Here is a 26,818-nt window from a genome sequence, read left to right as displayed (position 1 = left end):
AGCTGGTGCTTGTACGCTCGGACGCCGGTACCGATTCCCTATTCGTAGATCCCCGCATCGCGGGGCCCAGCCGCTAGGTTGTGCTAGTGCAAACTCTCTTGACCGATCGCGAACTGCTCGCGTCCCTCGCCGATGAGGTGGAGCTGAATCTGCGCCGCCACATCTCCGCCGCCGACGGCTGGCAGCCGCACGACTATGTGCCGTGGGACGACGGCCGAAACTTTGGCTTCCTCGGCGGAATCGATTGGGAGCCGGAGCAATCCGAGTTGAGCGAGACCGCCAAGCTGGCGCTGACGGTCAGCGTGCTCATCGCCGACAACCTGCCCTCCTACCACCGTGAGGTCGGTAAGTACCTGCGCACCGGGTCGTGGTGGCGCTGGGTCGGCCGGTGGACGGCCGAGGAGAACCGGCACGAGATCATGATCCGCAACTACCTCATGGTCACCCGGTCGGTCGACCCGGTGCAGTTGGAGCGGTTGCGGATGGACCACATGACCAAGGGCTTCCGGCGTCCCGCGCTGCACCTGCTCGATGTGCTCGCCACCTGTGCATTCGAAGAGGCGGCCGCCGCCATCCGGCATCGCAACACCGCGGCGCTCGGGGCGAACAAGATGGTCACCGCCATCGCCGAGCGCATCGCGGCCGACGACGAGCTGCAGTCGATCTTCTTCGCCAACTTGGTCAGCGCGGCGTTCGGCGTCGCACCGGATCAGACCATGCGCGCCATTGCCGACAGCGTGACGCGTTTCCAGGTGCCGTCGGTGACACTGTCCGATGGGCGCAGCAGCGACGATGTGCTCGCCGAAGCGGGCATCTACGACCGTGCCAGGGAGGGTGAATTGGTTTTCGGCCCGCTGCTGGAGCGGTGGCAGTTCTTCACCCGCACCGATATCGGTGAAGACGGTGAGAAGGCGCGCGCGGAACTCGCGCATCTGCGGGCCGGATCGCTGGCCTGATTCTCGCGGTCACGTCCAGAAAATGAGTCGGTCGGCGCACAGTTTTGTGCGTCGGCCGGTTTCTTTGCGCACCGCGTCGCTTTTCTCGCGGCTCTCGGCATCGTTCCGTGACGACCAGCGCGGGCAGCCGCGGTACCTGCGCGTATGCGCGTCACGTTGGATCGGGCGTGAAGTGTCCAACGTGACGCTCGACCGCGTTTTCTGATTCCGACTACTTTGCGTCTTCGACCCTGGCCATCGACAGCACATCCAAGCGGCGATCGAGTTCTTCGAGGGTCAGCTTCTCGTCGAGCAAACCGCGATCGATCACGGCCTGACGGATGGTCTTCTTCTCCTTCAGCGCCTCTTTCGCGACCGCGGCCGCCTCTTCGTATCCGATGGCCGAATTCAGCGGCGTCACGATCGACGGCGACGATTCGGCGAGGGTGCGCAGATGATCCTCGTTGGCGATCAGACCGCGAACGCACTTGTCGGCGAACAGCCGGGACACATTGGCCAGCAGCCGAATCGATTCGAGCAGATTGCGCGCCATCACCGGGATGTAGACGTTCAACTCGAACGCGCCGCTCGCACCGGAGAACGCGACCGCCGCGTCATTGCCGATCACCTGCGCGGCGACCTGCGTAACCGCCTCGGGCAGTACCGGATTCACCTTCCCGGGCATGATCGAACTGCCGGGCTGCAGATCGGGCAGCCGGAGTTCGCCGAGACCGGTCAGCGGCCCCGAACCCATCCAGCGAATGTCGTTGGCGATCTTGGTGAGGCTGACCGCGATGGTGCGCAGTGCGCCGGACGCTTCCACCAGACCGTCGCGGGCGGCCTGCGCCTCGAAGTGATCCTGTGCCTCGGACAGGGCGTCGATATCGGTCGACAGCACCAGTTCGGCAACGACTTTCGCGCCGAAATCCGCGGGCGCGTTGAGGCCCGTGCCGACCGCGGTGCCGCCGATGGGCAGCTCACCGAGCCGGGGCAGCGCCGCCATCATGCGCTCGATACCCGCCGCGACCTGGCGGGTGTAGCCGCCGAACTCCTGGCCGAGGGTCACCGGCACAGCGTCCATGAGATGGGTGCGCCCGGACTTCACCACGGTGCGCCATTCGGTCGACTTGTCCTGCAGCGCCAGCCGCAGGTGGTCCAGCGCCGGGATCAGATCCTTGATCGCGGCCTCGGTGGCGGCGAGATGGGTCGCGGTGGGGAAGGTGTCGTTCGATGACTGCGACATGTTGACGTCGTCGTTCGGATGCACGGTCACGCCGTTGGCCTTCGTGATCGAGGCGATCACCTCGTTGGCGTTCATATTCGAGCTGGTGCCCGAGCCGGTCTGGAAGACGTCGATCGGGAACTGGTCGTCGTGCAGGCCGTCGGCGATCTCATTCGCGGCGGCGATAATGGCATCCGCCTTGGCCGGATCGAGCAGCCCGAGATCCTTGTTCACCTTGGCGCACGCGGCCTTGAGCAGCCCGAGCGCCCGGATCTGCGCCCGCTCCAACCCGCGCCCGCTGATCGGAAAGTTCTCCACGGCCCGCTGGGTCTGCGCCCGCCACAACGCGTGCACGGGAACCCGAACCTCCCCCATGGTGTCGTGTTCGATGCGGTACTGCGTCTCCTCGCTCGTCATATTCCCGACCCTATGCCGCGGACGCACGCCATGGGGCTGCCACGCCTGAGGCGATTCGCACACCAGTCACCGGAATACCGCAATCCCCGCACCCCGGGCGAACCTACATATTTCACGGCCGTTCGTAGAATCCATCGATCCGGCCACGGGCGACTGCCTTTGCGGCGGAGAAGACGTCGCGTGGTTTCGCTTTCGCTGCGGGCTTGCCGCCAACGGTGGTGATCAGCTCGGTCAGGGCGAAGAGTTGGAATGCGTAGCGGTGTGGTCCGTGGCCTTTGATGGGGGCCGGACCTTGGTAGCCGCGGCCGAAGCCGGAGCGCAGGATACTGACGCCCGGTGCGGGATCATCGGCGCGCAGCGCGTCCCGGGGCAGTTCAACGAGCGTCGGTTCCAACAGGGCTACGCAATGCACGAATGGCAATCCTGTTGGTGCGTCCGGATCTTCGATGACCAGCAGCAGTTGGGCCGCACCGTCGGGTGCGGTCCACGCCAGCGCGGGGGATACGTCACGGCCGCCGATCCGCTTGGACGCGTGCACCTCGGGCAGTGGCGACTCATGGGTGAAATCCGGGCTGTTGACCTCGAAGGTCGCCCCCGCCGCGAGGTTCGGCAGATGCCAGGCGAGGCCATGGTCTCCGGCGCGCCGATTCTTCAACAGTTTCCCGAGGATCGCCATCGGAACTCCTTGGTCTGTAGGGGATTCCGGAGCTTACCGATGTCATCGCGGATCGCGCACAGCGCGGAAAATGTGTCGAGCCCGATCCGAATCGGACCGGGCTCGACACATTCGAGAAGATCAGGGCATCGGCGGCACCGCATCTTCGTCGCCGACGAAATCGACCGAGGAGTATTCGCGGAGCTTGGTGAGCCGGTGGTAGGCGTCGATCATGCGGACGGTGCCGGACTTGGAGCGCATGACAATGGACTCGGTGGAGGCGCCGCCGGGGAAGTAGCGGACGCCGCGTAGTAGGTCGCCGTCGGTGACGCCGGTGGCGCAGAAGAAGACATTGTCGCCCGCGACCAGGTCATTGGTGGTGAGGATGCGGCCGAGGTCGTGGCCGGCGTCGATCGCCTTCTGCCGCTCCTCGTCGTCCTTCGGGGCGAGCATGCCCTGGAGCTCGCCACCCATACAGCGCATGGCCGCGGCGGCGATGATGCCCTCGGGGGTGCCGCCGATGCCGACCAGGATGTCGGTGCCGGAGTCGGGGCGAGCGCAGGCGATGGCACCGGCGACGTCACCGTCGGAGATCAAGCGGATGCGGGCGCCCGCGTCGCGGACCTCCTGGATCAGTTCCGCATGGCGCGGGCGGTCCAGGATGCAGACGGTGAGATCGGACTTCGACAGGCTCTTGGCCTTGGCCACCCGGCTGATGTTCTCGCCGATCGGGGCGGAGATATCGATCACGCCCGCCGCATCGGGACCGACCGCGATCTTGTGCATATAGAAAACCGCGGACGGGTCGAACATCGCGCCGCGCTCGGCGACCGCGAGCACCGCGATGGCGCCCGGCGAACCCTTCGACATCAGGGTGGTGCCGTCGATCGGGTCGACTGCGAAGTCGACTTCGGGACCGGTGCCGTCGCCGACCAGCTCACCGTTGTAGAGCATGGGCGCTTCATCCTTCTCGCCCTCACCGATGACCACGATGCCGCGCATGGAAACGGAGCTGACCAGCTGCCGCATGGCGTCGACGGCCGCACCGTCGCCGCCTTCCTTATCACCACGGCCGACCCAGCGGCCCGCGGCCATCGCACCGGCCTCGGTGACCCGGACCAGTTCGAGCGCGAGGTTGCGGTCCGGTGCCTCGCGGCGGCTGGGTGCGGGCGAAGATGCCGTCATTACGGTGTGCCTCCTACGGTCGTTGCTACCGCTGATTCTCTCAGAAGCGTGACCGTTCCCGATCAGGCACTACCCGTAGCGATTGCTTGCAGGTCGCTCGAAAAGGTCGGCTCCAGATCTCCGACCACCTCTACGGGAGCGGACCCGAACGGATGTGGATACTGGGAGCGTGTCGTACCAAAAACCGCGAATCCTGCACGACTACCGGGATCTGTTCTGGTCACTGATCCCGTTGGTGCTGATCGCCGGGGTCTTCGCCGGGCTCGCCAGCCAGTGCAGCTTCGCGGCGAAGGGGCCGACGCAGGGCCATATTCCGAACTTCGACGTGACGGCCGCGCTGGCCAACGATGCGAAGACGATGTCCTTCCCGATCCGCAATCCGAGCCTGCCCGAACACTGGACCCCGAACTCCGGCAGCCGCGACACGATCACCAGCACCGGCGGCGGGCCGGTCAGCACTGTTGGTTTCATCACACCGCAGGGCACCTACCTGCGGATGAGCCAGAGCAGCGCGACCGAGGAGGCGCTATCGCGCTTCGTACTCGGCTCCCGCTACGGCACCGGTACCGAGCAGGTCGGCGACCAGAAATGGGTCGTCTACGCCGAGCAGGGTTCCGAGACGGCGTGGATCGCCGACTTCGGCCAGTCCCGAGTGCTGATCACCGGCGCGGCCAATCACGCCGGGTTCACCACGCTGGCGGCCGCCATCGGCGCCGCCCAGCCGCTGGCGCGGTAGTCGGAGCGGCGCTAGGCACCGAGCTGTGTGATGCGAGAGTTCGCGCATGGGGATTGCGGTCATGAGTCCCACCGTGAGCGAATTTGTGCCACGAGAGGAAGTGGCTGCCTGTGCTGCCTGCTCAGCGGTGGCTGACTACGTTGACGATGGTGCCGCTGGGGTCGCGGACGAAAAAGCGGCGCACACCCCACTGTTCGTCGCGGAGGGGATAGACGATTTCGGCGCGCGCGGCGACCACGTCCGCGTATACAGCGTCGACATCCTCGACCTCGACGCTCATATCCGGTTGCGGCTGCTCGGCTTCCGGGCCGACCAGCAGGACCTGCGCGGTCGGGTTGGTCGGGGATGCCATCGTCACCACCCAGCCGAGGTCCATGGCCTCTTCGAAGCCGAGCCGCCGGTAGAACTCGCGGCTGGCCGCCATGTCCTCGGTGCGGATATCTGGGGTCGCGCGGCGGATGGTCATTCGTCGCCTTCGAGGTCGGTGCGCGAGAGCGCGTTCTCGACCCGCTGCCGCGCACCTGCCAAATGTTGCTCGCAGCGGGTGGCCAGCGCTTCGCCGCGCTCCCACAGTGCGAGGGATTCGTCCAGGTCGAGGCCGCCCTGTTCGAGCATTTTGACGACGTTGACCAGTTCGTCGCGGGCACGCTCGTAGCCGAAGGTGGAGATCTCGGCCAGTTCGTCGTCCTTGCCGGGATCGGCCAAGGTCAGTTCCTCCCTGTATCGGTCTTGCCCAATGCTCGGGTACCGAGCGCGGCGGCGGTAATGGCACCGTCGGCGACCCGGATCCGCAGCTGACTACCTGCGGGTGCGTCCTCGATCGAGCGGACCACATGCCGCTCCTTACCGCTGACGCGCTGCACGACAGCGTAGCCACGGGCCAGCGTCGCGGCCGGGCCCACCGCGGTGAGTTTCTCGCGCAGGTGCCGGGTTGCGGTGGTTTCGGTGCTGATCAGATGTTCGGCGGTGCGGCGGGCGGCGGTGCGCAGGCGTTCGATCTCGTCGTAGCGGCGGTCGAGTTCGCGCAGCGGATCGGCCAGTACCGGCCGGGAACGCAGCTGGGCCAATGCCCTGGTCTCGCGGTCTACCCAGCCGCGCAGTGCGGCGGCGGCGCGGTCGCGCATATCGCGGACTCCGGCCAGCTCGGCGGCCGCGTCGGGGACGATGCGTTTGGCGGCGTCGGTGGGCGTGGCAGCGCGCAGGTCGGCGACCAGATCGCACAGCGGGTTATCGGGTTCGTGCCCGATCGCGCTGACGATCGGTGTGGTCGCCGCGACGATCGCGCGGCACAGCGTCTCATCGGAGAACGGCAGCAGATCCTCAACGCTGCCACCACCGCGTGCCAGCACGATGACCTCGACGGCCGGATCGCGATCGAGTCCGGCCAGCGCCTGCACCATCTGCGGCACCGCGGTCGCCCCCTGCACCGCCGTATTTCGGATCTCGAAACGGACTGCGGGCCAACGGTTTCGGGCAACGGTCAGTACATCGCGCTCGGCGGCGCTGGCTCGACCGGTGATCAGGCCGATTGTCTTGGGCAGGAACGGGATCGGCCGCTTCAGCCGGGGATCGAAGAGTCCCTCCGCGGCGAGCAATGCCTTCAACCGTTCGATGCGGGCCAGTAGTTCCCCGATACCGACCGGGCGAATCTCCATGGCGCGCAACGAAATCGTGCCGCGACCGGTGAAGAACGCCAGCTTGCCGTAGGCCACAACCCGACTGCCCTCTTGCAGCGGGACCTCGGAGCGGCGGATGAGATCCGGATGACAGGTCACCGACAGCGACATATCGGCGGCGGTATCACGCAACACCAGGAATGCGGTGCTGGTGCCGGGACGCAGATTGATCTGGGTGATCTGGCCCTCCACCCAGATGCTGCCCAGCCGATCGATCCACTGTGCGACCTTGATGGCGACCGAACGCACCGGCCACGGGTGTTCGGCGGAGTTGGCGGGAGCCGCTCGGTCGGGTTGGCCGGCGGATTCCCGGCCAACCGTCGACGAAGACGCGGCTGGTTCGGGCGCACCCGCCTCCCGGCCACCGACCCCCGTCGAATCGCTCCGCGATGCTGGACTCATTGAGCCCGCACGGTGGCGATCCGGTTCGTCAGCATGGTCACGAACGGCGCCCTGGCACGCGTCTGCTGTTCGTACTCGAGCAGCGCGTTCAGATCCTCGACGGTCAGCATGCGCAGGCGTGCGCGCAGTTGGGCCAGAGTCATATTGGCGTAGTCGTAGCGGGTGGCCACCTCGGGCTCGACGATCTCGGGCTCGCGCTCGGGTGCCTCGGAAACCTCGGGCTCCGGCTGGGGTTCGGGCGCCTCGGAAACTTCGGTTTCCGGCACGGCGATGGTCTGTACCGGGGCGGCATGACCATTGGTCTCACCGACGCGGGCGGCATCGGCGGCGAAGTCGGTCGGTTCGTCCTCGGCGTAAAGGTCGAAACGGCTGGTGCGGGCGGGAGCGGTGAACTCCGGCTCGCTGTCCTCGTCGAAGGTGGCCCACTCGGGCTGCTCGACCGGGGTGTTCGTGAGACGGTCGAATACGCCGTCGCCCTTGAGGGCGAGGCTGGTCACGAACTGCTGGACGTGCATGGTGGTCTGCAGCATCTGGCTGATCGCGGTGATCGGGAAATTCATTGCGGCAGTTGGTAGCCGACGGGTTTCTTCGATGGCGTATGCGGCGGCGCCGGCGGCGACCCGGGCCAGGAACGGTGGTCGAAACATGCTCCTAGCCTGCCCGATACGGGATGTTCTGCAAAGCACTAGTGTCACAGACACATTGTTCTGCACCATTAGGCCGCAATTTCGCGCGGTATGAGTGTGTCGAGAACGACCTGACCGGGCGGCCCGCCATCCATCGGCCGCACGTAAGCTGAGGGGCATGTCTTCGGCCATCCCTTTGAACGTCGGAATCGCCCGCTCGGCCGGTTCCGGATCCGTCGATGCCGATGGTGGTAAGCGCGTGCTGCTAGCCGAACCACGCGGCTACTGCGCGGGTGTTGACCGTGCGGTCGAGACGGTGGAGAAGGCGCTCGAGAAGCACGGCGCGCCGATCTACGTGCGCAAGGAGATCGTGCACAACCGCCACGTGGTGGATACGCTGCGTGAGCAGGGTGTGATCTTCGTCGACGAGACCGACCAGGTGCCCGAGGGTGCGCTGGTCGTGTTCTCCGCGCACGGTGTCTCACCCGCGGTGCACGAGTCGGCGGCGTCGCGCAATCTGCGCACGATCGATGCGACCTGCCCGCTGGTGACCAAGGTGCATCAGGAGGCCAAGCGCTTCGCCCGCGACGACTACGACATTCTGCTGATCGGTCACGAGGGGCACGAGGAGGTCGAGGGCACCGCCGGGGAGGCACCCGAGCACGTGCAGCTCGTCGACGGTCCGGATGCGGTCGACCGGGTCACCGTGCGCGACGAGTCCAAGGTGATCTGGCTCTCCCAGACCACGCTCAGCGTCGACGAGACCATGGAGACGGTGCAGCGGCTGCGGCAGCGTTTCCCGACACTGCAGGATCCGCCGAGCGATGACATCTGCTACGCCACCTCGAACCGCCAGGTGGCGGTGAAGGCGATGGCACCCGAGTGCGATCTGGTGATCGTGGTCGGCTCGCGTAACTCGTCCAACTCGGTGCGGCTGGTCGAGGTTGCACTCGGTGCGGGCGCCAAGGCTGCCTACCTGGTCGACTTCGCCCGCGAGGTGGACCTGGCGTGGCTGGACGGGGTGCGCACGATCGGCGTCACCTCCGGTGCTTCGGTGCCCGACATCCTGGTGCGCGGTGTGCTGGATCTGCTCGCCGAGCATGGATTCGGGGATGTGCAGCCGGTCACGACGGCCAATGAGACGCTTGTCTTCGCACTGCCCAGGGAATTGCGCACTTCGCGTCGTTGAACTGTCCCAGCGATTCCACATAGTGCTGGCATTCGGGCTGGCCCCGAGAGCTGCGTGCCCTTGTATCACCGGGGCGCTGCAACGATTGTCAACCCTGCACGCAACGTTCGTATCCAGTGCTGCACTGGGGCCGTGCGATTTGTCTCGCTGAGCTGTGCCAATGGCTTTCACACAGCACTGGCATCCGCATTGTCCGGGGCTGTGCGCTTCGAACTATCGGCCTGTGCCAGCGGGATTCGGGCTGTCGTGAGCCATCGTTTCGGGCCGAGATCCGACGCCTCATGGAGGCAGCTGCGGATGAGAAACCCTCCGGTTAGAGGCTTTCCGGCCGCCGTCGCTCGGTCCGGCTCGAATCGCGTTCGCGATAGCGCACATTGGGCTGGGGATGGGGCGGCGGCACCTCGCCGCGCCGTCTTGTCGGCGCGGCGCGGCTCGCATCGGCCTCGGCCCGAGGGGCTGCCGCTGCTCGTGCGGCTCGTGTCGTGTCGCCTTCGCCCCGAGCGGTTGCCGCCGGTCGTGCGTCTCGGGGCGATTCGACCGCGCCCCGGCTCGCCGCGGCGCGGGTGCTCGAACGGCGCTCGCGGCTCGGGCGCTCGTCACCCCGGGCGCTCTTCGCGGCGCTGCCGACGCGCGGTGGGGTGTCTGCTACTTCCGAACTCCCGCGCCGGCTCGGGCGCGGCAGATGCAGATCGGTATCGAGGTCGGAGGTGTCGACCTGGGAACGGCGGGTGCGGCGGCGCGCGGCATTGGCGAGCGAACCGCCGTCGGCGCGCTCCGACCTGGGGCGTTTGGCAGCATTGCTGCGGCCCCAGCTGGTGCCGCGACGGGATTCGTCTGCGCGTCCCGTGGCTTCCTCGCGCCTGTGTAGCAGGATCCGCCCACCGGCGATGGCCAGCACCAGCACAGTGGCCAGCGCCATGATCGGGAAGCGATTGACCAGCGGGATCGCCAGATTCAGCAGGATGTCCTTGAGGCCGGTCGAGGCATGACCGATCAGCTGCTGATAAGCCAGCGGCACCGCGACGAACAGCAACAGCGGTGGCAGCACCATCGTCGTGAAGAGTCCGCGATAGCGAACGGCGAGCACAGCCGCGACGCAGCCCAGGACGTACAACGTGTTGAACGTCCCGGTCAGCTCGTTATTCTCGCCGTGGGCATCGATCAGGAACCCCAAAAACGCGCACGCCACCGCGATCAGAACCGCCGCCCCGGCCGGAATACCCGGCACCGAGGGCAGGATCGAACGATGCGGCGCGGGCACCCGGGTTCGGACACGTTGGGAAGCAGCCACACCATGACACTAACCGCCGCCGCGCTCGGTGGCGTTACGGCACGGCCGTCGCAGGGCTAATCGTCGGCGTCGGCGAAGCCGACCGCCCGCGGCAATGAATCCACCCGATGGATTGCGGGCACCTCCTGTTCGGCTATTTCAAGATCGTGCAGTTTGCGCGCGGTGACCATCACCCGCGACTCCACCGAGGCGACGGTGTAGTTGAAAGCGTCTACGGCCTTACCGAGTTGCGCGCCGAGGCGGTCCAGATGTCGTCCGGTCATGCCGAGCCGGTTGTAGAGCTCGCGACCCAATTGCTGAACAGTTGCCATATCGCGGGACAGCGCCTCCTGCCGCCATCCGAAGGCGACCGTACGCAGCAACGCGATCAAAGTCGTCGGAGTAGCGAGGATCACGTTGCGGCCGAACGCGTACTCGAGCAAGCCGGAATCGGTGGTCAGTGCGGCATCGAGGAACGGATCGCCCGGTACGAACAGCACCACGAACTCCGGCGCGGGATCGAAGGCCAGCCAATAGGCCTTATCCGCCAGCTGATCGATATGGGCACGCAGATGTTTGGCATGGCGGCCGAGTAGTTCGGCGCGCTCGTCCGGGTCGTCGGTCATGGTGGCGTCGAGATAGGCGGTGAACGGCACCTTGGCGTCCACCACGATCTGCCTGCCGCCCGCGAGATTGACCACGAGGTCCGGCCGCACCATGCCGGTGCGTTCGGTCGCGCCGTCGCTGCGCGCGGCCCGGCTCACCTGGGTGTCGAAATCGCAGTGCCTGGTCATGCCCGCCAGCTCCACCACCCGCTCCAACTGAATCTCACCCCAGCGCCCACGCACCTGCGGCGCGCGCAGCGCGGCCACCAGCTGACCGGTCTGGCTTGTGAGTTGATGTGACGTGCGCTGCATCCCCGCGACCTGTTCACGCAGACTCGAATAGGCATTGATTCGATGATGTTCGACCTGCTGAATGTGCTGGTTCAGCGCGCCGACGGCCTCGCGCAGCGGATCTACCATCGCGCCGATGGCATGCGAATGTCGGCGTGCCGCATCCTCATTCGCCGCGGTGAGCGATTGCCGCAGTAGCCGCTCGTTATCGGTGGTGGCGGCCAGTCTCGCCTCCGCGGCCGTCGCGCGCTGCCCGGCGCGCGCGGCATGTCCGAGCCAGCCCAGCCCTACCCCCGCGGCGAACACCAGCATCAGTGCGACGAGCATCGGTGCGGTCATAGTGCCGATAGTGCCGCATGACTCCGACAAGTTCGAAACCCGTGAGCAATCGGGCAGCAGCGCATCGACGAAAGGCCACGAGCCGCGGTTTCGAACTGATCGGTCGGTCATCGACGGAACGCAGCAACACCGATTGCGTGCTCTATTGCGAGGTCGGGTTCCTGCTCAGTTGACCACGACGGAGCGAGTCTTACGAACACGCCGCGCCCGCGCGGCAGAATTATTGAACTCTGTCGGTGCGATCGCCTACGGTTTCGCGACATGCGGATGCTGCACACCTCGGACTGGCACATCGGGCGCACATTCCATGGGGTCGATCTGCTCGTCGATCAGGCCGCCGGGCTCGCGGCCATTGCCGAATTGGTGTCGGCGGAATCCGTTGACGTCGTGGTACTGCCGGGGGACGTGTACGACCGATCGATTCCGAGCGCCGACGCGATCGCAGTGTGTATCCAGGGATTCGAAGCCATCCGCGCGGCGGGGGCACAGATCGTCGCGACCTCCGGCAATCACGATTCGCCGACACGTCTCGGTGCGGGTGCGAGTTTCGCGGCGGCGGGTGGGCTGCATCTGCGGACTACCGTCGCCGCCGCCGATCAGCCGGTGCTGTTGTCCGACGAGCACGGTGCGATCGCCTTTTACGGCATCCCGTATCTGGAGCCGGAGATCACCCGCGCCGAACTCGGTGTACCGCAAGCACGTTCGCACGCGGAGATTCTGGACGCGGTGATGAGCCGGATCCGCGCCGATATCGCCGAGCGTCCCGGCACCCGCACCGTGGTGCTGGCCCACGCCTTCGTTGTCGGTGGCGAGGCGACCGGATCCGAGCGTTCGATTTCGGTCGGCGGCGTGGAGACGGTGCCGCTGTCGGCATTCGACGGCATCGACTATGTGGCGCTCGGGCATCTGCATTCGCCGCAGACGCTCTCGGAATCGGTGCGCTATTCCGGTTCCCCGCTGCCCTATTCGTTCGCCGAGACCTCGCACCGGAAGGCGGTATGGCTCGTCGATCTGAACGCTTCCGGCCTGTATTCGGTGCAGCGCCGCAATCTTCCGCTCGTGCGGGGTTTGAGTCGTCTCACGGGTACCCTCGACGAATTACTCGGTGATGCAGCCTATTCCGACGCTGAGGAGCACTACGTCTCGGCGACGCTCACCGACTACGCCCGTCCCGTCGACGCGATGCGCAAACTGCGCGAGCGCTTCCCGCATGCGGTGCACGTGGAATGGTCGCGCCCGGAGGGCAACCCGGAATTGCGCTACCGTGAGCGCGTGCACGGCCGCCGCGATACCGAAGTAGCGCAGAGCTTCCTCACTGACGTCCGCGGGGAACCCACACCGGGTGAAATGGCCTGGCTGGAACGTGCGCTCGCCGCGGCGGTCGCCGAACCGGACCGGGCGGTGGCGGTACTGGACACGCTGGCCGGGGAACTCTCCGCGTGAGCGGCCCTCGGTTGACGTGTGGCCCGCTCAGACCGGTCACCAGTGGACATCGCTACGGCGAAGCCCTGGCGCGCATGCCGAAAACCCTTCGCGGCATTGGTTATCGCAACAGCTTTGCCTCGGGCGTAGGTTCCGGCAGCGGGCTTGCGCGAGGCGTCCGCGCGCTGAATGGGTTCCACGAGGACGAGGCCGACCCAGGACGTTTACTGGTGCTGCCCGCGACGTCGACCGCGTTCGACGGGGGCGCTGAATGAGGCTGCATCGGCTGGAGATGACCGCATTCGGCCCGTTCGCCGAAACTACGGTTGTCGACTTCGACACGCTCGGAGCGGATGGGCTGTTCCTGCTGCACGGGCAGACCGGGGCCGGAAAGACGACGGTGCTGGATGCTATCGCCTTCGCGTTGTACGGCAGCGTGCCGGGCGCACGCGGCGAGAGTAAGCGGCTGCATTCCGATCATGCCGACGAGCAGACGCCGCCCCGGGTCGTGCTGGAGGCAACGCTGGGTGGCCGACGAGTGCGGTTGACGCGCACGCCGGAATTCCAGCGGCCGAGCAAGCGAGCCAAAAGCGGTTGGGTCAAGGAGAATGCCGCCGCGACGCTGGAATGGTTGGACGGGCGCGGCGCGAACCTCGCTCGCCTGACCGATATCGGCGACGAAATCATCCGGCTGCTCGGCATGAGCGCGGACCAGTTCTTCCAAGTCGTGCTGCTGCCCCAGGGTGATTTCGCGCGATTTCTGCGTGCGGAGAACGAGGAGCGCGAGAAGCTGCTCGAAAAGCTTTTCGACACCGAGCGTTTCGGTAGTGCCGAACAGTGGTTGGCCGACAAACGTCGCGCCTCGGCAGCTGACGTGGAGTCGCGCAAGCAGGGCATCGATCGGTTGATCGCACAGGTCGCGGTGGCAGCGGGGGAGACGGTGGCCGAATCCGTCGGGCCATTGGAAGCGGTCGGCTGGTCGCAAGATCTGCTCGCGACCGCGCGTGCTGCGCTCACCATGACTGCGGCGGAAGCCGAACGGTGCCAACAGGAATCGGCGCGCATCAGGTCTCGTGCCGAGGAGCAACGCCGCTTGCACGAACTGCGTCGCCGCATGATCGCGGCCCGCGAGCGGCTCGACGAATACGCGGCCGCCGCCGGCCACCGCGCTGACCTGCAGGCCGAACTCGAATCAGCCCGCCGTGCCGCACCGGTCGCCGAGGCCATCGCTGAGGCGCGCGCCGCGGTAATGCACGCCAGGCGCAAATCGGACGAAACCCATCGCATCGCAGCACGATTGGCCGTACTGCTCGCCGATCCTGCCGGCTCGGACGTCGCCGGCAATGAGCTGATCACGGTCCAGTCCGGCCCGGACGGTACGCCGATTGTCGTCGCGGACACGGATGTCGATGCGGCGATTCTACGGTGGAGCGCCCAGATGGGCGCGCTCGACGAGGTTAGCGCCGATGCGACCACCGCGACCCGGCTTACTTCCGAACTGGCCACACTGCGCGACGAGGACACCGCTCTCACCGGCCGCGTGGACAAGCTGACCCGGATACGTCAGCAGCTGCCCGAATCGATCGCCACAATCGAGGCCCGGCTGCGCGAAACCACCGAGGCCGCAGCCAAACTGCCCACCCTGACCGCCGAATGCGAAAGCCTGCGGACCGCGGCACTGGCGGCGGTCGAACTCGCCGGTCGCAGAACAACTCTCGACCACGCACGGATCGAATTGGAGTCGACCCGCGCCACACACCTCGACGCCAAGGAACGCGTACTCGACTTGCGCGAACGCAGGCTGGCCGGGATGGCTGCCGAACTCGCCGGTCAGTTGACCGACGGGGAGCCGTGCACGGTCTGCGGCTCCGCCGACCATCCCGCACCGGCTCGCGCTGCGGCCAGCGCGGTATCCAAGGACGCCGAAGACGCGGCGGCCGCCGCGGAGCGCGCGGCCGAGGACGCACGCGACCGAGTGCTGGCCCGAATCACCGATCTGGAACGCGAAATCGACGCGCTCATCGCCCGCGGTGGCGATGCCGACCGCGTCGAATTGGCCGCCGCCCTGCGCGCCGCCACTGATCGCTACGAAGACGTGTCCGAACTCGCCGCCCTCTCCGACAGCCTCACGGCCGAACTGACCCGCCTGCGCACCGACGAATCGCGCCTGCACGACGAACTCCGCGAATCCGATACCCGCCGCGGCATCGTCACCACCCGCATCGCCGCCGCCACCGCGCGCCTCACCGAACTCACCGACCGCCTGCGCACTGCCGCAGGCGCCGACGAAACCATCGACCGCCGCCGCACCCGCCTCGACACCCTGATCGGCGACGCTACCGCCCTCCGCGACGCCCGCAACGACGAGTCGGCCGCAATCGAGCAGGTCACCATGATCGCTGACCGAGTTGAAAGCCTCGCTCTGGCAGCCGGTTTCATTATCGAGCAGGCAGCGGAGTCCGTCGCGAGCGGTGCGACGCCCGGTCAGGCGGCTGGTCCGGATGCGTCGCCGCGCACCGCTCCTGAGGGCGCAGGCAGTGGTGATGCGGTCATCGACGCCGACGCCGACGCCGACGCCGACGCCGACGCCGATGGTGCTGGTGCGGTCGCCGATGGTGCTGGTGCGGTCGCCGATTCGGCCGAGGCGAGTGTCGACCATCGGGAAGCCGCCGGTTCGGCGGTCGTCGAAGCCGACGCCCGGCCACGCGATGACGTGGCCTTGTTGAAGGCATACGCGCGAGTGGTCACCGCGGCCTCGCGAACTGCCCAGCGGCAGAGTCAGATCGAAGCGGAGCTGGTCGCCGCCGATCGGGCTCGTGCGCATGCCGAGGCAGTCCTGGCCGAGCCGGAGATCCAGGCCGCGGCGTCAACCGAACCCGGCGATCTCGAGGAGTTGGAGTCTGCCGTGGCCGCCGCGCAGACCCAGCTGAATGCCGCGGTCGCCGCGCATGCGGAGACCGCTCGACGGGTGAACCTGCTGGAGGATTTGGGCGGTCAGCTGTGGGCCGCGGTCGATCGGATCGCCCCGGTGCAGCGCGCCCATGAGGAACTTGCCGCGCTCGCCGAGGTTGTTGCGGGCCGAGGCGCGAACAATCGCCGAATGTCGTTGCGTTCCTATGTACTTGCCGCCCGGCTGGAAGAGGTGGCATTGGCGGGTTCGGTTCGCCTGCGCCGAATGTCGGGCGGTCGCTACGAATTCGTGCACTCCGACAAGGCAGGCCCGCGTGGCCGTCGCGGTGGCCTCGGCCTCGATATCCGCGACGACTACACCGGCGCCGTCCGCCCCGCCAAGACCCTTTCCGGCGGCGAATCATTCATGGCCGCGCTGTCATTGGCTCTCGGCCTCGCCGATACCGTGGCAGCCGAATCCGGCGGCGTGGTGCTCGACACCATCTTCATCGACGAGGGTTTCGGCGGACTCGATGCCGACACCCTCGACGCGGTCATGGGAGTTCTGGACGAACTCCGTGCGGGCGGGCGCGTGGTCGGCGTGGTCAGCCACGTCGACGAGATGCGCCAGCGAATTCCGAGCCGCCTGCACGTCATACGCGGGCGAGCGGGTTCCCAACTCCGCACCACCGTCGCCTGAGTAAACGGTTACGGGTCCCCGCGGCTGCTGGCTCGTCCAGGCCCACCGTGGCGGTAATGGCGGATTTCCGCTAGCGTTCGGTGCGGGTTGCTGCCATTGTGGATTGGGTGACGATCACGGCTTTGGATTTCGAACGCTGCTATCGGGCGGTGTCGACCCGGGACTCCCGATTCGACGGCCAGTTCTTCACCGCCGTGCGAACTACCGGAATCTATTGCCGCCCTTCATGTCCGGCGATTACGCCGAAACCGACCAACGTGACGTTCCTGCCGACGGCCGCCGCCGCGCAGCAGGCCGGATACCGGGCCTGCCGCCGCTGCCTGCCCGATGCCGCACCCGGATCGCCGCTGTGGAATACCCGCGCAGATCTGGCCGCGCGGGCGATGCGACTCATCGGCGACGGCGTCATCGAGCGCGGCGGCGTGCCCGCACTGGCCGCCACGCTGGGCTATTCGCAGCGCCAGCTCACTCGGGTGCTGACCACCGAACTGGGGGCCGGTCCATTGGCGCTGGCCAGGGCGCATCGCGCGCACACCGCGCGGCTGCTGATCCAGACCACGAATATGCCGATGTCCGATATCGCCTTCGCGGCCGGATTCGCCAGTATTCGCCAGTTCAACGACACCGTCCGCGAGGTGTTCGCGGTCAGTCCGACGACCATGCGCACCGAGGCGCAGCGGGTGACGCGCTCCAACAGCCACTTGGTGCCCGCCTCCAACGGCTCGCTGACGCTGCGGCTGCCTTTCCGCGAGCCGCTGGACCGCGGCTGGCTCGAATGGTTCCTCTCCTCGCACGTCGTGGCGGGCATGGAGCTATGGGAGGACCGCGCATACACCAGGAGCCTGCGCACCCCACACGGATATGCGACGACGCGGCTGAGTTTCCAGCGTGACCACGTGCGCGCCGAACTGTCGCTGCACGATATGCGCGATCTCGCACCGACTGTCGCACGCTTGCGCCATCTGCTGGACCTGGATGCGGACCCGGTAGGAATCGATGAGGCGCTCGGCGTGGTGCCCGCCGACACCGACGTTATCGAGACATCCGGGCGAGATCTCCCGGACGTCGGTGCGGCACCGGCCGACCATCCCTTCAATGTCGGGGTGGTCGCCCGCCGTGCCCGAGCCCGCCCACCGTTCACTCCCGGCATCCGGGTGCCCGGCTCCCTAGATGGTCCGGAGTTATTGCTGCGCACCATGATCGGTCAGCAGATTTCGGTGTCCGCCGCCGCGACGCACACTGCTCGTCTGGTCGAGGCGCTCGGCGAACCGATCGACGGACCGGTCGCGCGCTTGTTCCCGACTCCGGCCTCGATCGCCGACCGCGGAGCCGAGGTATTGACGGGTCCGGCGCGGCGGACCCGCTCGATTATCGGCGTGGCCTCGGCTCTCGCCTCCGGCGATCTGGTGCTGCACCAGGGCCGCCCCGCCACCGACCTCCGCCGCGACCTGTTGGCTCTGGAGGGCGTCGGACCGTGGACCGCCGATTACGTGACCATGCGACTGCTGGCCGATCCCGACGTCCTGCTCGACACCGATCTCGTTGTCCGCCAGGGCGCTACCCTCCTCGGCGTCGATCTCACCGATACCGCGCGCTGGGCGCCGTGGCGTTCATATCTATCCATGCACCTGTGGAAGGCCGCGCTCGCCGGTCGCAAGGCAGTACCACCGAAAGCATCCCCGACGAAAGTGAAGACCCGATCGTGACAACCGATTTCGCGACATCCGACACCCCGATCGGGCCGTTCACCGCACTGGTCGACGTCGATGGTGCCGTACTCGCCTCCGGCTGGACCGCCGACGCCGAGAACTTGCGGCAGTTGATCCACCCGAGTCTGCGGCCCAGCGAGCTTCGCAGGCGTGCTGACCTCGGCGAGGTGACCCGCGCGATCACCGCCTACCACCGCGGCGAACTGGCCGCGATCGACGCGATCGAGGTGCGCCAGCAATCCGGTGAATTCCTGGTGCACGCATGGGAAGTGCTGCGCAAGATCCCGGCGGGCGATCCGGTCACCTACACCGAATACGCCGCCATCTCCGGCCGTCCCGACGCCACCCGCGCCGCGGCCAATGCCTGCGCCCGCAATGCCGCGGCATTGTTCGTGCCCTGCCACCGAGTGCTGCGCATCGGCGGCGCGCTCGGTGGCTTCCGCTGGGGGCTGCCGGTGAAACGCTGGCTGTTGGACCACGAAGGCGGCACGTCCGACGTCCAGTTGCGCATGGCGTAGACCGACACGTTCTACACCTAGGTGCGCCTCGAATCATCTTGCGCTGGGAGCCGGTTTCGGCCCACTCGGGGCGACGGACTCAACGTATCGGCAGCTCGATCACGCCGAATAGCGAGCTCAACAGCAGCGATTCTGTGGATTGCTGTCCGCGTCGGCATGCCGTCGACGCCAATACTCCCGCTCGGACGGAATTTCACATCCAGGGTGATTGCGCTGCAGATGGTCCACATAGCGCTGGTAATCCTGCCCGCCCAGCACCGCATTGAACCACGAAACGAATGCGCGACCCCTTGTGGCACAGGCACTTGCGGCCAGTCGCAGACGCCGAATGACGGCCGGTCGAGGTGACCGGCCGTCATTCGGCTGAGCTGCTGCGGTCAATGTGCTGGGGTTTCCGCCGTCGTGCCCTTGGTATGTGCGGCGCCCGGTGCCCGGACCTGCCCCGATTCGATCAGGGCATCCCATTCCTTCTGCACCGCCTTCTCTTCCGCGGTGGCGATGAAGCCGCGCGGTGCGAAGATCTTCGACGGTTCATCCGGCGTTTCACTGCTCGGTCCGCCGCCCGCCCGCCAGGCACGGAAGCAGACCACCACACCGACCACCGCGACGACCAGCACCAACACCGCGAAGATGATCGACAACGTGCCCTGGATGAACGTATTGCGCACGACCTTGTCCATATCGTCGGCAGTCTTCGCCGGTGCCAACAACTTTCCGGCATCACGGGCGGCACTATAGTTATCGTGCTGCTTCCAGTAGCCGATCTTCGGATCGGCGGAGAAGATCTTCTGCCAAGAGGCCGTCATCGTCACGATCAGATCCCAGATCAGCGGCAGCGCGGGAATCCACGCCCACTTCACCAGGCCCTTCTTGATCAGAATGGTCAGCACGACGGTGAGTGCGATCGCGGCCAGCAGCTGGTTGGAGATGCCGAACAGCGGATAGAGCGTGTAGATGCCGCCGAGCGGATCGGTGACACCCATCAGCAGCACCGAACCCCAGGCCGCCACCACGATGGCCGAGCACACCCATGCGCCTGGCCGCCACGACGGATCCTTGAACTTCTTCGCCGGGCCACCAAGGTTGCCGAGTGAGTCCGAGAGCATGAAGCGCGCGACACGGGTACCGGCGTCGATGGTGGTGAGGATGAACAGCGCCTCGAACATGATCGCGAAGTGGTACCAGAACGCCTTCATCCCGGAGCCGCCGAGGAATCCGGACATCACCTGGGACATGCCGACCGCCAGCGTCGGCGCGCCACCGGTGCGCGAGATGATGCTGGTCTCTCCGACATCCTTGGCCGTCTGGGTCAGCTCACCCGCGGTGACCGGATCACCGCTCAGACCAAGGGTATTGGTGTAGGCGGCGGCCTTCTCGGCGGTTCCGCCGGTGAGACCCGCGCCCGCGTTCATGGCGAAGTACAGGTGCTGGTCGATGATGCTCGCGGTGATCATCGCCATGATCGCGACGAACGACTCCATCAGCATGCCGCCGTAGCCGATCATGCGCGCATGCGATTGCTTCTCCAGCAGTTTGGGCGTGGTGCCGGAGGAGACCAGGGCGTGGAATCCGGACAGCGCGCCACAGGCGATGGTGATGAACAGGAACGGGAACAGGCTGCCCGCGAAGGACGGACCGTTGCTGTTGTGCGCGAACTGCGACACCGCGGGCGCTTTCAGCACCGGCATGGTGAACACGATGCCGAGCGCGAGCAGGCCGATGGTGCCGATCTTCATGAACGTCGACAGGTAATCGCGCGGTGCGAGCAGTAGCCACACCGGCAGTACCGAGGCGATGAAACCGTAGACGATCAGCAGCCAGGCGATCGTTGTGCCGGACAGCGTGAACAGGTCACGGCCCCAACCGGACTCGGAAACCCAACGGCCGGAGATGATCACGAACAGCAGCAGCGCGAAGCCGACGATCGATACCTCGCCGACCCGGCCCGGCCGCACGAAGCGCAGGTACAGGCCCATGAACAGGGCGATCGGGATGGTCATGCCGATGGAGAACACACCCCATGGGCTGCCGCCGTGCAGCGCGCCGTCCGGACCCTTGACCGCGGCCAGCGCCTGCACGACCACGATGCCGAGCACCGCGAGCAGGATCATCATGATCACCAGTACCGCGACGATCGCGGCGACACCGCCGATCGGACCGAGTTCGTCACGGGCCATCTGCCCGAGGCTGCGCCCACGCCGCTTCGACGAGGCCCACAGCACCAGGTAGTCCTGCACCGCGCCGGCGAGGACGACGCCGACGATGATCCAGATGGTGCCCGGCAGATAACCCATCTGCGCGGCCAGCACCGGTCCGACCAGTGGACCGGCGCCCGCGATGGCGGCGAAGTGATGCCCGAAGAGCACCCGCCGATCCATCGGCATGTAGTCCTTGCCGTTCTCCAATTCCTCGGCGGGCGTGGCCACATCGTCGCGCGGCTTGGTGATCCGGTATTCGATCAGCCTGGCGTAGAACTGGTAGGCGGTCACATAGGTGCACACCGCCGCGATCACGATCCACACCGCGTTCACGTTCTCACCGCGGGAGATGGCGAGGACGGCCCAGGCTATCGCTCCGACGACTGCGATCGCCCCGAAGATCGCCTTCTTCCGTGGCGTGATCGTGGAGTGATCGACCACCCCGACGGGCGGCAGATCGGGATCCGTCCGCAAATATTCGATTGTCGCCATCCGCTTACTCTCCTGAAAAACGCGCAGGATCCTGCTCAAACATCTGACAACGTATCCGATTGGTGATGTCGATCGGGCTCGTTTCCGATCGGCTTTGGACAACGTTAAGTTTTGTTCGTGTGTCGGCCATCACCTCGGTGTTGCCGAACGTATGCTGCCATGCGATTCCGCCAAACTCCACACCCGCCTGGAGGAGGGCCTCGTTGCGCAGGCGCACGCTGCTCGGCTCGATGCTGACCGCGCCGCTGCTCGCCGGCACCGGCTGTGGATCCGATGACGACGCGCTGACTTTCTTCTTCCAGGCGAGGCCCGAGGAGACGCGGGTCCGGCTGAAGATCATCGACGAGTTCCAGCAGCGGCATCCGGAGATCCGGATTCGCACCATCATGTCCGGGCCGGATCCGCTGCAGCAGATGCTGACCTACTGCGCGGGTGGCAAATGTCCCGACGTCATGATGGCGTGGGAGTTGCTTTATGCCGGACTCGCCGAGCGCGGGGTGCTGCTGGATCTGCGCACGCTGCTCGGTCGGGAGCCCGAATACGCTGCCGCACTGCGTGCCGACAGTTATCCGGCGCTCTATGACACCTTCACCTATGGCGGCGGGCAATATGCGCTGCCGGAACAGTGGTCGGGGGTGTTTCTGTACTACAACCGGAAGCTTTTCGCCGAAGCCGGAGTGACCGCGCCGACGCGGTGGCGCGATGCCTGGTCTTTCGCCGAATTCCTCGATGCTGCAAGGGCACTCACGCGGCGAGAGTCATCCGAGCGGAACCGGCAGTGGGGTTTCGCCGATGCCTGGGTGCCGTACTTCTCGGCCGCGTGTTTCGGTATGAACAATGGGGCGGAGTGGTTCTCGCCGTCGGTGGATCCGACCAGGACCAATCTCGGCGATCCGCGGTTCGCCGAGGGGTTCCAGTTCTATGCTGATCTCTCGGTTCGCCATCGGGTCGCGCCGAAAGTCGCCGATCAGCAGTCGGTTTCGGCTCCCGATCTGTTCCGGCGAGGACGGGCGGCAATGGCGATGGGTGGGCATTGGCTGTATTCGGAGTTCGCCGGACAGGACGATTTGCCCATCGATGTCACGGTGCTGCCGGCCGGCCCGCATGGCGGGCCTGGGGCGATTACCGATGTGGGGAGTACCGGGTTGTCGATCGCCGCCGATAGTCCGCGCATCGAACAAGCTTGGGAATTCGTCAAATTCGCGACCGGGCCGGTGGGGCAAGCGATTATCGCCTCCTCCGGTCTGTTCGTGCCGGTGTTGAAATCCGCAATGGACTCTACTGGATTCGCGAATGCGCATCGCGAGATACGCAATCTTCAAGTGCTCACGGAGGGGCCGGAGAATTCGCGACCGCTGCCGGTTACCCCGGTTTGGGGCAAGGTTTCCGCGCTGCTCGAACGCGGTGGCAATCGGGTGCTACGCGGAGCTGCCACCGCGGAGTCCGAGAGTGCGTCCCTGACTGCCGATATCAATACCCTTCTGGAACCCTCATGAAACTGATTCGAGCGCGGCTGGCGCGGCGGCGTGAGCGGGCGGGCTGGATGTTCGTGGCACCGAATCTAGCTGCGGTGCTGGTGTTCTTGCTGGTTCCGCTCGCGGTATCGCTGTATCTGAGTCTGCACTCGTGGGACTTGTTCAGTGCACCACGGTTCGTGGGGATTGCGAACTATCGGCGGTTGTTCGCATCGGATCCGTTGTTCCTCATCGCATTACGCAATACCGCGGTGTTCACCGTGTTGACACTGGTGCCGACGGTGGTGATCGGGCTCGCGGTAGCGGCGGTGCTCAATCGAAAGCTGGCCGGTATCGGCATCTTTCGAACCATCGCGTTCCTGCCGCTGGTCGCCTCGACCGTGGCCATGGCCGTGGTGTGGCGCTTCATCTTCACCACCGATGACGGTCTGCTCAACATTATGCTCGGCTGGGTCGGCTTCGATCCGGTTCCGTGGCTCACCGACCCGGATTGGGCGCTGATTTCGCTGAGCACCGTGACCGTATGGAAGAGTGTGCCTTTCGCAACGGTCATCCTGCTGGCGGCTATGCAGGGCGTGCCCGCGACGCTGTACGAGGCAGCGCGCATCGACGGCGCGGGGGCGCTGCGGCGGTTCTGGTCGGTGACACTGCCGTTGATTCGTGGGCCGCTGTCTTTTGTTTTCGTCATCACCATCATCAACTCGGTGCAGGCCTTCGATCAGGCCTATGCCTTGACCGGCGGTAATGGCGGGCCGGAGACCGGGACATACCTGCTCGGAATCATGTTGTTCCAGAACGCCTTCGGATTCTACGAGATCGGCTATGCGGCAGCGCTGGCCTGGGTGATCTTCGCGATCCTGCTGGTGCTGACGCTCTTACAACTGCGGTTCGCGCGCCGGTCGGAGGTCGAGTTGTGAATGCGCACGAGGTGGTTCGGTCGCTTCCGGTGCGGATCGTTGTGCGGGCGCGCAGTACCAGCCGGGTGGAGCGGGCCATTCTGCGCCGGACGGTGCGCGGCATCCTGATTTACGTGGCGCTCGTTGGTGTCGCCTGGTGTGCGTTGTTTCCGATCCTGTGGGCATTGTCGGGTTCGTTGAAGCGCGATGGCGAAATCACCGAGCCGACACTGATTCCCGCGCGTCCGCAGTGGTCCAACTACGGGAAGGTCTTCGACCTACTGCCGCTCGGGCGGATGCTGCTCAATACCGCGTGCTATGCGTTATGTGTCACGGCCGGGCAGGTATTCTTCTGCTCGCTGGCTGGATATGCATTCGCGCGCTTGCGATTTCGTGGTCGCGACGTACTTTTTCTCGCCTACCTCGGCACGCTTATGGTGCCTTTGACGGTTACCGTAATCCCGCAATTCCTGATCATGCGTGCCTTCGGCTGGGTGGACACGCCGTGGGCAATGATTGTTCCCGGCCTGTTCGGCAGCGCATTCGGCACCTATCTGATGCGCCAGTTCTTCCGAACGTTGCCTGCCGAGCTCGAGGAAGCGGCGATCGTCGACGGGTGCACGACCTGGCAGGTGTTCTGGCGAGTCTTGTTGCCGCACACCCGTCCTGGGCTCATGGTCCTCGGTGTGCTGACCTGGATCACCGTTTGGAACGACTTTCTGTGGCCGCTGATCATGATCCAGCGCAATGACATCGCCACCGCCACATTAGGTCTGGTCCGGCTGCAAGGCCAATACCATACGCAATGGCCGATTCTCATGGCCGCGGCCGTGGTCATTCTGCTGCCACTGGTGGTCGTCTACGCGATCGCGCAACGGGCGTTCGTGCGCGGCATCGCGGCATCGGGTCTCGGCGGGCGTTGACGGCCGCGCCGACGGCGGCCGTCGTTCTTACTCGCCCCAGTAGGTGCCGAAGCTCCAGAGGTTGCCCTCCGGATCACGGACGGTGAAGCCGCGCGAGCCGTAGTCCTCATCGCGCAGACCGCGCACCACCTCCGCGCCCGCGGCGACCGCACGATCGTGCAGGGCATCGGGTTCCTCGCAGACGAGGTAGATCGAGTCGGTGCCCGGTCCCCGTTCACAGAACGGGTTATCGCCCTTGCCGATGGAACTGAACATGATTCCGCCGCCGAGCGGCCAGCGCAGTTGGCCGTGCTCGATGAACGACGCATCGTCCTCCCTGGCGAACAGCGCGACTTCTTCGAAGCCGAATGCACTGGTCAGGAAGGCCACTGCCGCGCGAGCGTCGGTGAAATTGAGGCACGGCCATACGGCGGTGCGGGTTGTTGTCTGTGCTGAACCTGTTGGTGTTGTCATGGATCCAGCCTCACGTGCGGGACCCCTCCGGGTCTTGGACGGATGGAATCTCCTCCGCGAGCCATGCGGTGGGGCTGCAACCGGCCAGTTCCGCGAAGTCGCGGTTGAGGTGGGCCTGATCGTAATATCCGCAGGTCGCGGCCACCTGCGCGATCGTCACATAGGACGGTGTGTGCCCGATCATCCGCCTCGCGCGTTCGAAACGGGCGATCCGAGCGGCGAGCTTCGGGCTGAGCCCGAACTCCGCACCGAAGCGTCGCGCCAGATGCTGGCGGCTCCAACCGATCTCCTCGGCGAGCGGGCCGATCTGGGCCGCACCGTCGGATTGGACCAAAGTGCGCCAAGCCCAAGTCAATTCGGGTGTCACCAGGCGATCGTGACAGGCCAGCGCGGTCAAAACCCGATCACAGGCGGCGAACCGCTCCGGCCAGGACGGCAACTCCTGCAATTGCTCCCACAGCTGCCGCCCGACCGGTCCCGCCACCTCGGCGCATTCCACCGAGGTGTTCCACAGCGCACTCGCGGGCATCCCGAACAGGGCTCGGCTCCCGAGCGGCGTCAACTCGATCCCGATCCCCTCCTGATAGCCATTGTGCGAAATAACCGCCGAACTGGCCTGCAACCCGCTCAGCACGCACCGGTAGTCCTGCGGCGACTGCAGCGAATCCGTCTGCGCCACAACGTCGATACTCGGCCCGATCGACACGATGAACGTCATATGCCGAGACGGCAGTCCCCGATGCAACCCGGACGCAAACCCGCTCAGTCGATACCCGACGTACCCATCGATGTACGCCGCGAGCGCAGGTGCCGGGCGCGCCGTCACCACTTCGGTGGTCGGCTCCATACCGGCCAACGCTACGCCGCCGGTCGGCTAGCGCGAGGTGAGTCAGCCGGCAACGTTGATGTGGTGGTGGATCGACTGCGGGTCCGCCGCCAGCTCGAGCAGGCACGCGGCCAGGTCCTCGCGGCTGATCCGGATGCCGAATGTCACGTTGCGGTCGACCGCGGTTTTGTAGGAACCCTTCGCTGGATGGTCAGTGAGCTGCGGTGCTCGCACGATCGTCCAATCCAGTTCGGTATCGCGCGTCGCCTGTTCGGCCGCGGCCATATCGTCGAGGCTGTGCCGCAGCAGCGGACGCAGAATGAGCGGCTTCACTACGAAGCGGGTGAACCAATCGTCGCCCGGTCCAGCGATTCTCGCGCTATTACTGATCAGGATCAGCCGCCGTGCACCCACCGATGCCATGGCCTTGGTGATGGCGAGTGTTGCGTCGGTGGCGACCGTCGTCGGGCCTTTGTCCCGTGATCCGATGGTGTCGAGCACCGCGTCGGCGCCCCGGACGGCCATAGCGATGTCGTCGGGATTCATGATGTCGGCCGTGATCGCGCGCAGTTGTGGATGATCTGTCATGGCGTGCTGGCCGCGGACGACAGCGGTCACCTCGTGGCCGGCCGTGAGTGCCTGTCGCACGAGATGTCCGCCGGTGCGTCCGGTCGCTCCGAAGATCGTGAGTCGCATGTTGAGCCCTTCAGGTTGGTGAGTATTTACTAACCTAGGATGGGTGAGTACTTACTAACCTGTCAACCGGGAG

Annotated in this window: 25 protein-coding genes; 11 read left to right on the top strand and 14 right to left on the bottom strand. The window is 66.1% G+C overall.

Translation table 11 applies throughout. The features are described from left to right. Positions 1-86: 86 nt before the first annotated feature. Positions 87-956, top strand: a complete 870-nt coding sequence (locus tag ACIBI6_RS19080) for an acyl-ACP desaturase (protein WP_364358019.1) — start codon at positions 87-89, stop codon at positions 954-956. A gap of 211 nt (positions 957-1,167) precedes the next feature. Here the strand turns inward: ACIBI6_RS19080 and ACIBI6_RS19075 are convergent, their stop codons facing one another. From ACIBI6_RS19075 to glpX, 3 genes are all read right to left on the bottom strand, one after another. Next, positions 1,168-2,574 carry a class II fumarate hydratase gene (locus ACIBI6_RS19075; RefSeq protein ID WP_396957235.1) on the bottom strand — a complete coding sequence of 469 codons (1,407 nt, stop codon included), beginning with the start codon at positions 2,572-2,574 and terminating at the stop codon, positions 1,168-1,170. A gap of 112 nt (positions 2,575-2,686) precedes the next feature. Continuing rightward, positions 2,687-3,250 carry a YbhB/YbcL family Raf kinase inhibitor-like protein gene (locus ACIBI6_RS19070; RefSeq protein WP_364358013.1) on the bottom strand — a complete coding sequence of 188 codons (564 nt, stop codon included), beginning with the start codon at positions 3,248-3,250 and terminating at the stop codon, positions 2,687-2,689. Positions 3,251-3,370: 120 nt separating this feature from the next. Beyond that, positions 3,371-4,414 carry a class II fructose-bisphosphatase gene (gene glpX / locus ACIBI6_RS19065; protein ID WP_364358010.1) on the bottom strand — a complete coding sequence of 348 codons (1,044 nt, stop codon included), beginning with the start codon at positions 4,412-4,414 and terminating at the stop codon, positions 3,371-3,373. Positions 4,415-4,583: 169 nt separating this feature from the next. Between glpX and ACIBI6_RS19060 the strand changes: the two genes are divergently transcribed. After that, positions 4,584-5,150, top strand: a complete 567-nt coding sequence (locus ACIBI6_RS19060) for a DUF4245 domain-containing protein (protein ID WP_396957234.1) — start codon at positions 4,584-4,586, stop codon at positions 5,148-5,150. Positions 5,151-5,271: 121 nt separating this feature from the next. Here the strand turns inward: ACIBI6_RS19060 and ACIBI6_RS19055 are convergent, their stop codons facing one another. From ACIBI6_RS19055 to ACIBI6_RS19040, 4 genes are read right to left on the bottom strand one after another with little or no spacing between them, the layout of a single operon-like run. Continuing rightward, positions 5,272-5,616: a VOC family protein gene (locus ACIBI6_RS19055; RefSeq protein ID WP_364358004.1), complete on the bottom strand. Its 345-nt coding sequence runs from the start codon at positions 5,614-5,616 to the stop codon at positions 5,272-5,274. Further along, on the bottom strand, positions 5,613-5,855 hold the full coding sequence (locus tag ACIBI6_RS19050) for an exodeoxyribonuclease VII small subunit (RefSeq protein WP_364358001.1): 243 nt from the start codon (positions 5,853-5,855) through the stop codon (positions 5,613-5,615). The genes ACIBI6_RS19055 and ACIBI6_RS19050 overlap by 4 nt, the downstream gene beginning before the upstream one ends. 2 nt (positions 5,856-5,857) lie before the next feature. Next, positions 5,858-7,228: an exodeoxyribonuclease VII large subunit gene (gene xseA, locus ACIBI6_RS19045; RefSeq protein ID WP_364357998.1), complete on the bottom strand. Its 1,371-nt coding sequence runs from the start codon at positions 7,226-7,228 to the stop codon at positions 5,858-5,860. Then, positions 7,225-7,875, bottom strand: a complete 651-nt coding sequence (locus tag ACIBI6_RS19040) for a lipid droplet-associated protein (protein WP_396957233.1) — start codon at positions 7,873-7,875, stop codon at positions 7,225-7,227. The genes xseA and ACIBI6_RS19040 overlap by 4 nt, the downstream gene beginning before the upstream one ends. 157 nt (positions 7,876-8,032) lie before the next feature. Between ACIBI6_RS19040 and ACIBI6_RS19035 the strand changes: the two genes are divergently transcribed. After that, on the top strand, positions 8,033-9,043 hold the full coding sequence (locus ACIBI6_RS19035; protein ID WP_396957232.1) for a 4-hydroxy-3-methylbut-2-enyl diphosphate reductase: 1,011 nt from the start codon (positions 8,033-8,035) through the stop codon (positions 9,041-9,043). A gap of 313 nt (positions 9,044-9,356) precedes the next feature. On the opposite strand, the gene ACIBI6_RS19030 is transcribed toward ACIBI6_RS19035, so the two are convergent. Further along, on the bottom strand, positions 9,357-10,334 hold the full coding sequence (locus tag ACIBI6_RS19030) for a DUF6542 domain-containing protein (protein WP_364357988.1): 978 nt from the start codon (positions 10,332-10,334) through the stop codon (positions 9,357-9,359). 56 nt (positions 10,335-10,390) lie between these two features. Beyond that, on the bottom strand, positions 10,391-11,548 hold the full coding sequence (locus ACIBI6_RS19025; RefSeq protein WP_364357985.1) for a DNA recombination protein RmuC: 1,158 nt from the start codon (positions 11,546-11,548) through the stop codon (positions 10,391-10,393). Positions 11,549-11,809: 261 nt separating this feature from the next. Here ACIBI6_RS19025 and ACIBI6_RS19020 point away from each other — a divergent pair, with 261 nt between their 5' ends. The 5 genes from ACIBI6_RS19020 (at position 11,810) to ACIBI6_RS19000 (ending at position 18,786) form a co-directional block, all read left to right on the top strand. Further along, on the top strand, positions 11,810-12,991 hold the full coding sequence (locus tag ACIBI6_RS19020; RefSeq protein ID WP_396957231.1) for an exonuclease SbcCD subunit D: 1,182 nt from the start codon (positions 11,810-11,812) through the stop codon (positions 12,989-12,991). Positions 12,992-13,065: 74 nt separating this feature from the next. Next, positions 13,066-13,245 (top strand): hypothetical protein, encoded by a 180-nt coding sequence (locus ACIBI6_RS19015; protein WP_364357979.1) that lies wholly within the window; start codon positions 13,066-13,068, stop codon positions 13,243-13,245. Beyond that, positions 13,242-16,559 (top strand): AAA family ATPase, encoded by a 3,318-nt coding sequence (locus ACIBI6_RS19010; RefSeq protein WP_396957230.1) that lies wholly within the window; start codon positions 13,242-13,244, stop codon positions 16,557-16,559. The genes ACIBI6_RS19015 and ACIBI6_RS19010 overlap by 4 nt, the downstream gene beginning before the upstream one ends. Before the next feature lie 98 nt (positions 16,560-16,657). Continuing rightward, complete coding sequence (locus ACIBI6_RS19005) at positions 16,658-18,265, top strand: DNA-3-methyladenine glycosylase 2 family protein (protein ID WP_396957359.1); 1,608 nt, start codon at positions 16,658-16,660, stop codon at positions 18,263-18,265. Then, entirely contained in the window at positions 18,262-18,786 is a 525-nt protein-coding gene (locus ACIBI6_RS19000; protein WP_364357973.1) for a methylated-DNA--[protein]-cysteine S-methyltransferase, read from the top strand. Before ACIBI6_RS19005 ends, ACIBI6_RS19000 begins: the two co-directional genes overlap by 4 nt. 117 nt (positions 18,787-18,903) lie before the next feature. Here ACIBI6_RS19000 and ACIBI6_RS18995 read toward each other — a convergent pair whose 3' ends face one another. Both ACIBI6_RS18995 and ACIBI6_RS18990 read right to left on the bottom strand, forming a co-directional pair. After that, complete coding sequence (locus tag ACIBI6_RS18995; protein ID WP_396957229.1) at positions 18,904-19,251, bottom strand: YbdD/YjiX family protein; 348 nt, start codon at positions 19,249-19,251, stop codon at positions 18,904-18,906. Further along, positions 19,164-21,476 carry a carbon starvation CstA family protein gene (locus ACIBI6_RS18990; RefSeq protein WP_364357967.1) on the bottom strand — a complete coding sequence of 771 codons (2,313 nt, stop codon included), beginning with the start codon at positions 21,474-21,476 and terminating at the stop codon, positions 19,164-19,166. The genes ACIBI6_RS18995 and ACIBI6_RS18990 overlap by 88 nt, the downstream gene beginning before the upstream one ends. 230 nt (positions 21,477-21,706) lie before the next feature. Between ACIBI6_RS18990 and ACIBI6_RS18985 the strand changes: the two genes are divergently transcribed. The 3 genes from ACIBI6_RS18985 to ACIBI6_RS18975 all read left to right on the top strand — a co-directional run bounded on the left by ACIBI6_RS18985 (position 21,707) and on the right by ACIBI6_RS18975 (position 24,770). Next, positions 21,707-22,972 carry an ABC transporter substrate-binding protein gene (locus ACIBI6_RS18985; RefSeq protein WP_396957358.1) on the top strand — a complete coding sequence of 422 codons (1,266 nt, stop codon included), beginning with the start codon at positions 21,707-21,709 and terminating at the stop codon, positions 22,970-22,972. Positions 22,973-22,989: 17 nt separating this feature from the next. Next, positions 22,990-23,868, top strand: a complete 879-nt coding sequence (locus ACIBI6_RS18980; RefSeq protein WP_396957357.1) for a carbohydrate ABC transporter permease — start codon at positions 22,990-22,992, stop codon at positions 23,866-23,868. 65 nt (positions 23,869-23,933) lie between these two features. Then, entirely contained in the window at positions 23,934-24,770 is an 837-nt protein-coding gene (locus ACIBI6_RS18975) for a carbohydrate ABC transporter permease (protein WP_364358067.1), read from the top strand. 27 nt (positions 24,771-24,797) lie between these two features. On the opposite strand, the gene ACIBI6_RS18970 is transcribed toward ACIBI6_RS18975, so the two are convergent. Genes ACIBI6_RS18970 through ACIBI6_RS18960 form a run of 3 tightly spaced genes read right to left on the bottom strand, consistent with a single transcriptional unit; the run spans position 24,798 to position 26,745 of the window. Then, positions 24,798-25,223 (bottom strand): VOC family protein, encoded by a 426-nt coding sequence (locus ACIBI6_RS18970; RefSeq protein ID WP_364357957.1) that lies wholly within the window; start codon positions 25,221-25,223, stop codon positions 24,798-24,800. Between the two features lie 10 nt (positions 25,224-25,233). Then, complete coding sequence (locus tag ACIBI6_RS18965) at positions 25,234-26,070, bottom strand: helix-turn-helix domain-containing protein (RefSeq protein WP_364357954.1); 837 nt, start codon at positions 26,068-26,070, stop codon at positions 25,234-25,236. 42 nt (positions 26,071-26,112) lie between these two features. Further along, a complete protein-coding gene (locus tag ACIBI6_RS18960) occupies positions 26,113-26,745 on the bottom strand; it encodes an NAD(P)-dependent oxidoreductase (RefSeq protein ID WP_396957228.1) in 633 nt (210 codons plus the stop codon). Positions 26,746-26,818 lie beyond the last annotated feature (73 nt).

Source organism: Nocardia sp. NPDC050412 (assembly GCF_044458825.1).
In the GTDB taxonomy this organism is placed as follows: Bacteria; Actinomycetota; Actinomycetes; order Mycobacteriales; family Mycobacteriaceae; genus Nocardia.
The sequence above is the reverse complement of the archived record's forward strand: the minus strand, read 5'-3'. Positions and strand labels throughout refer to the sequence as shown.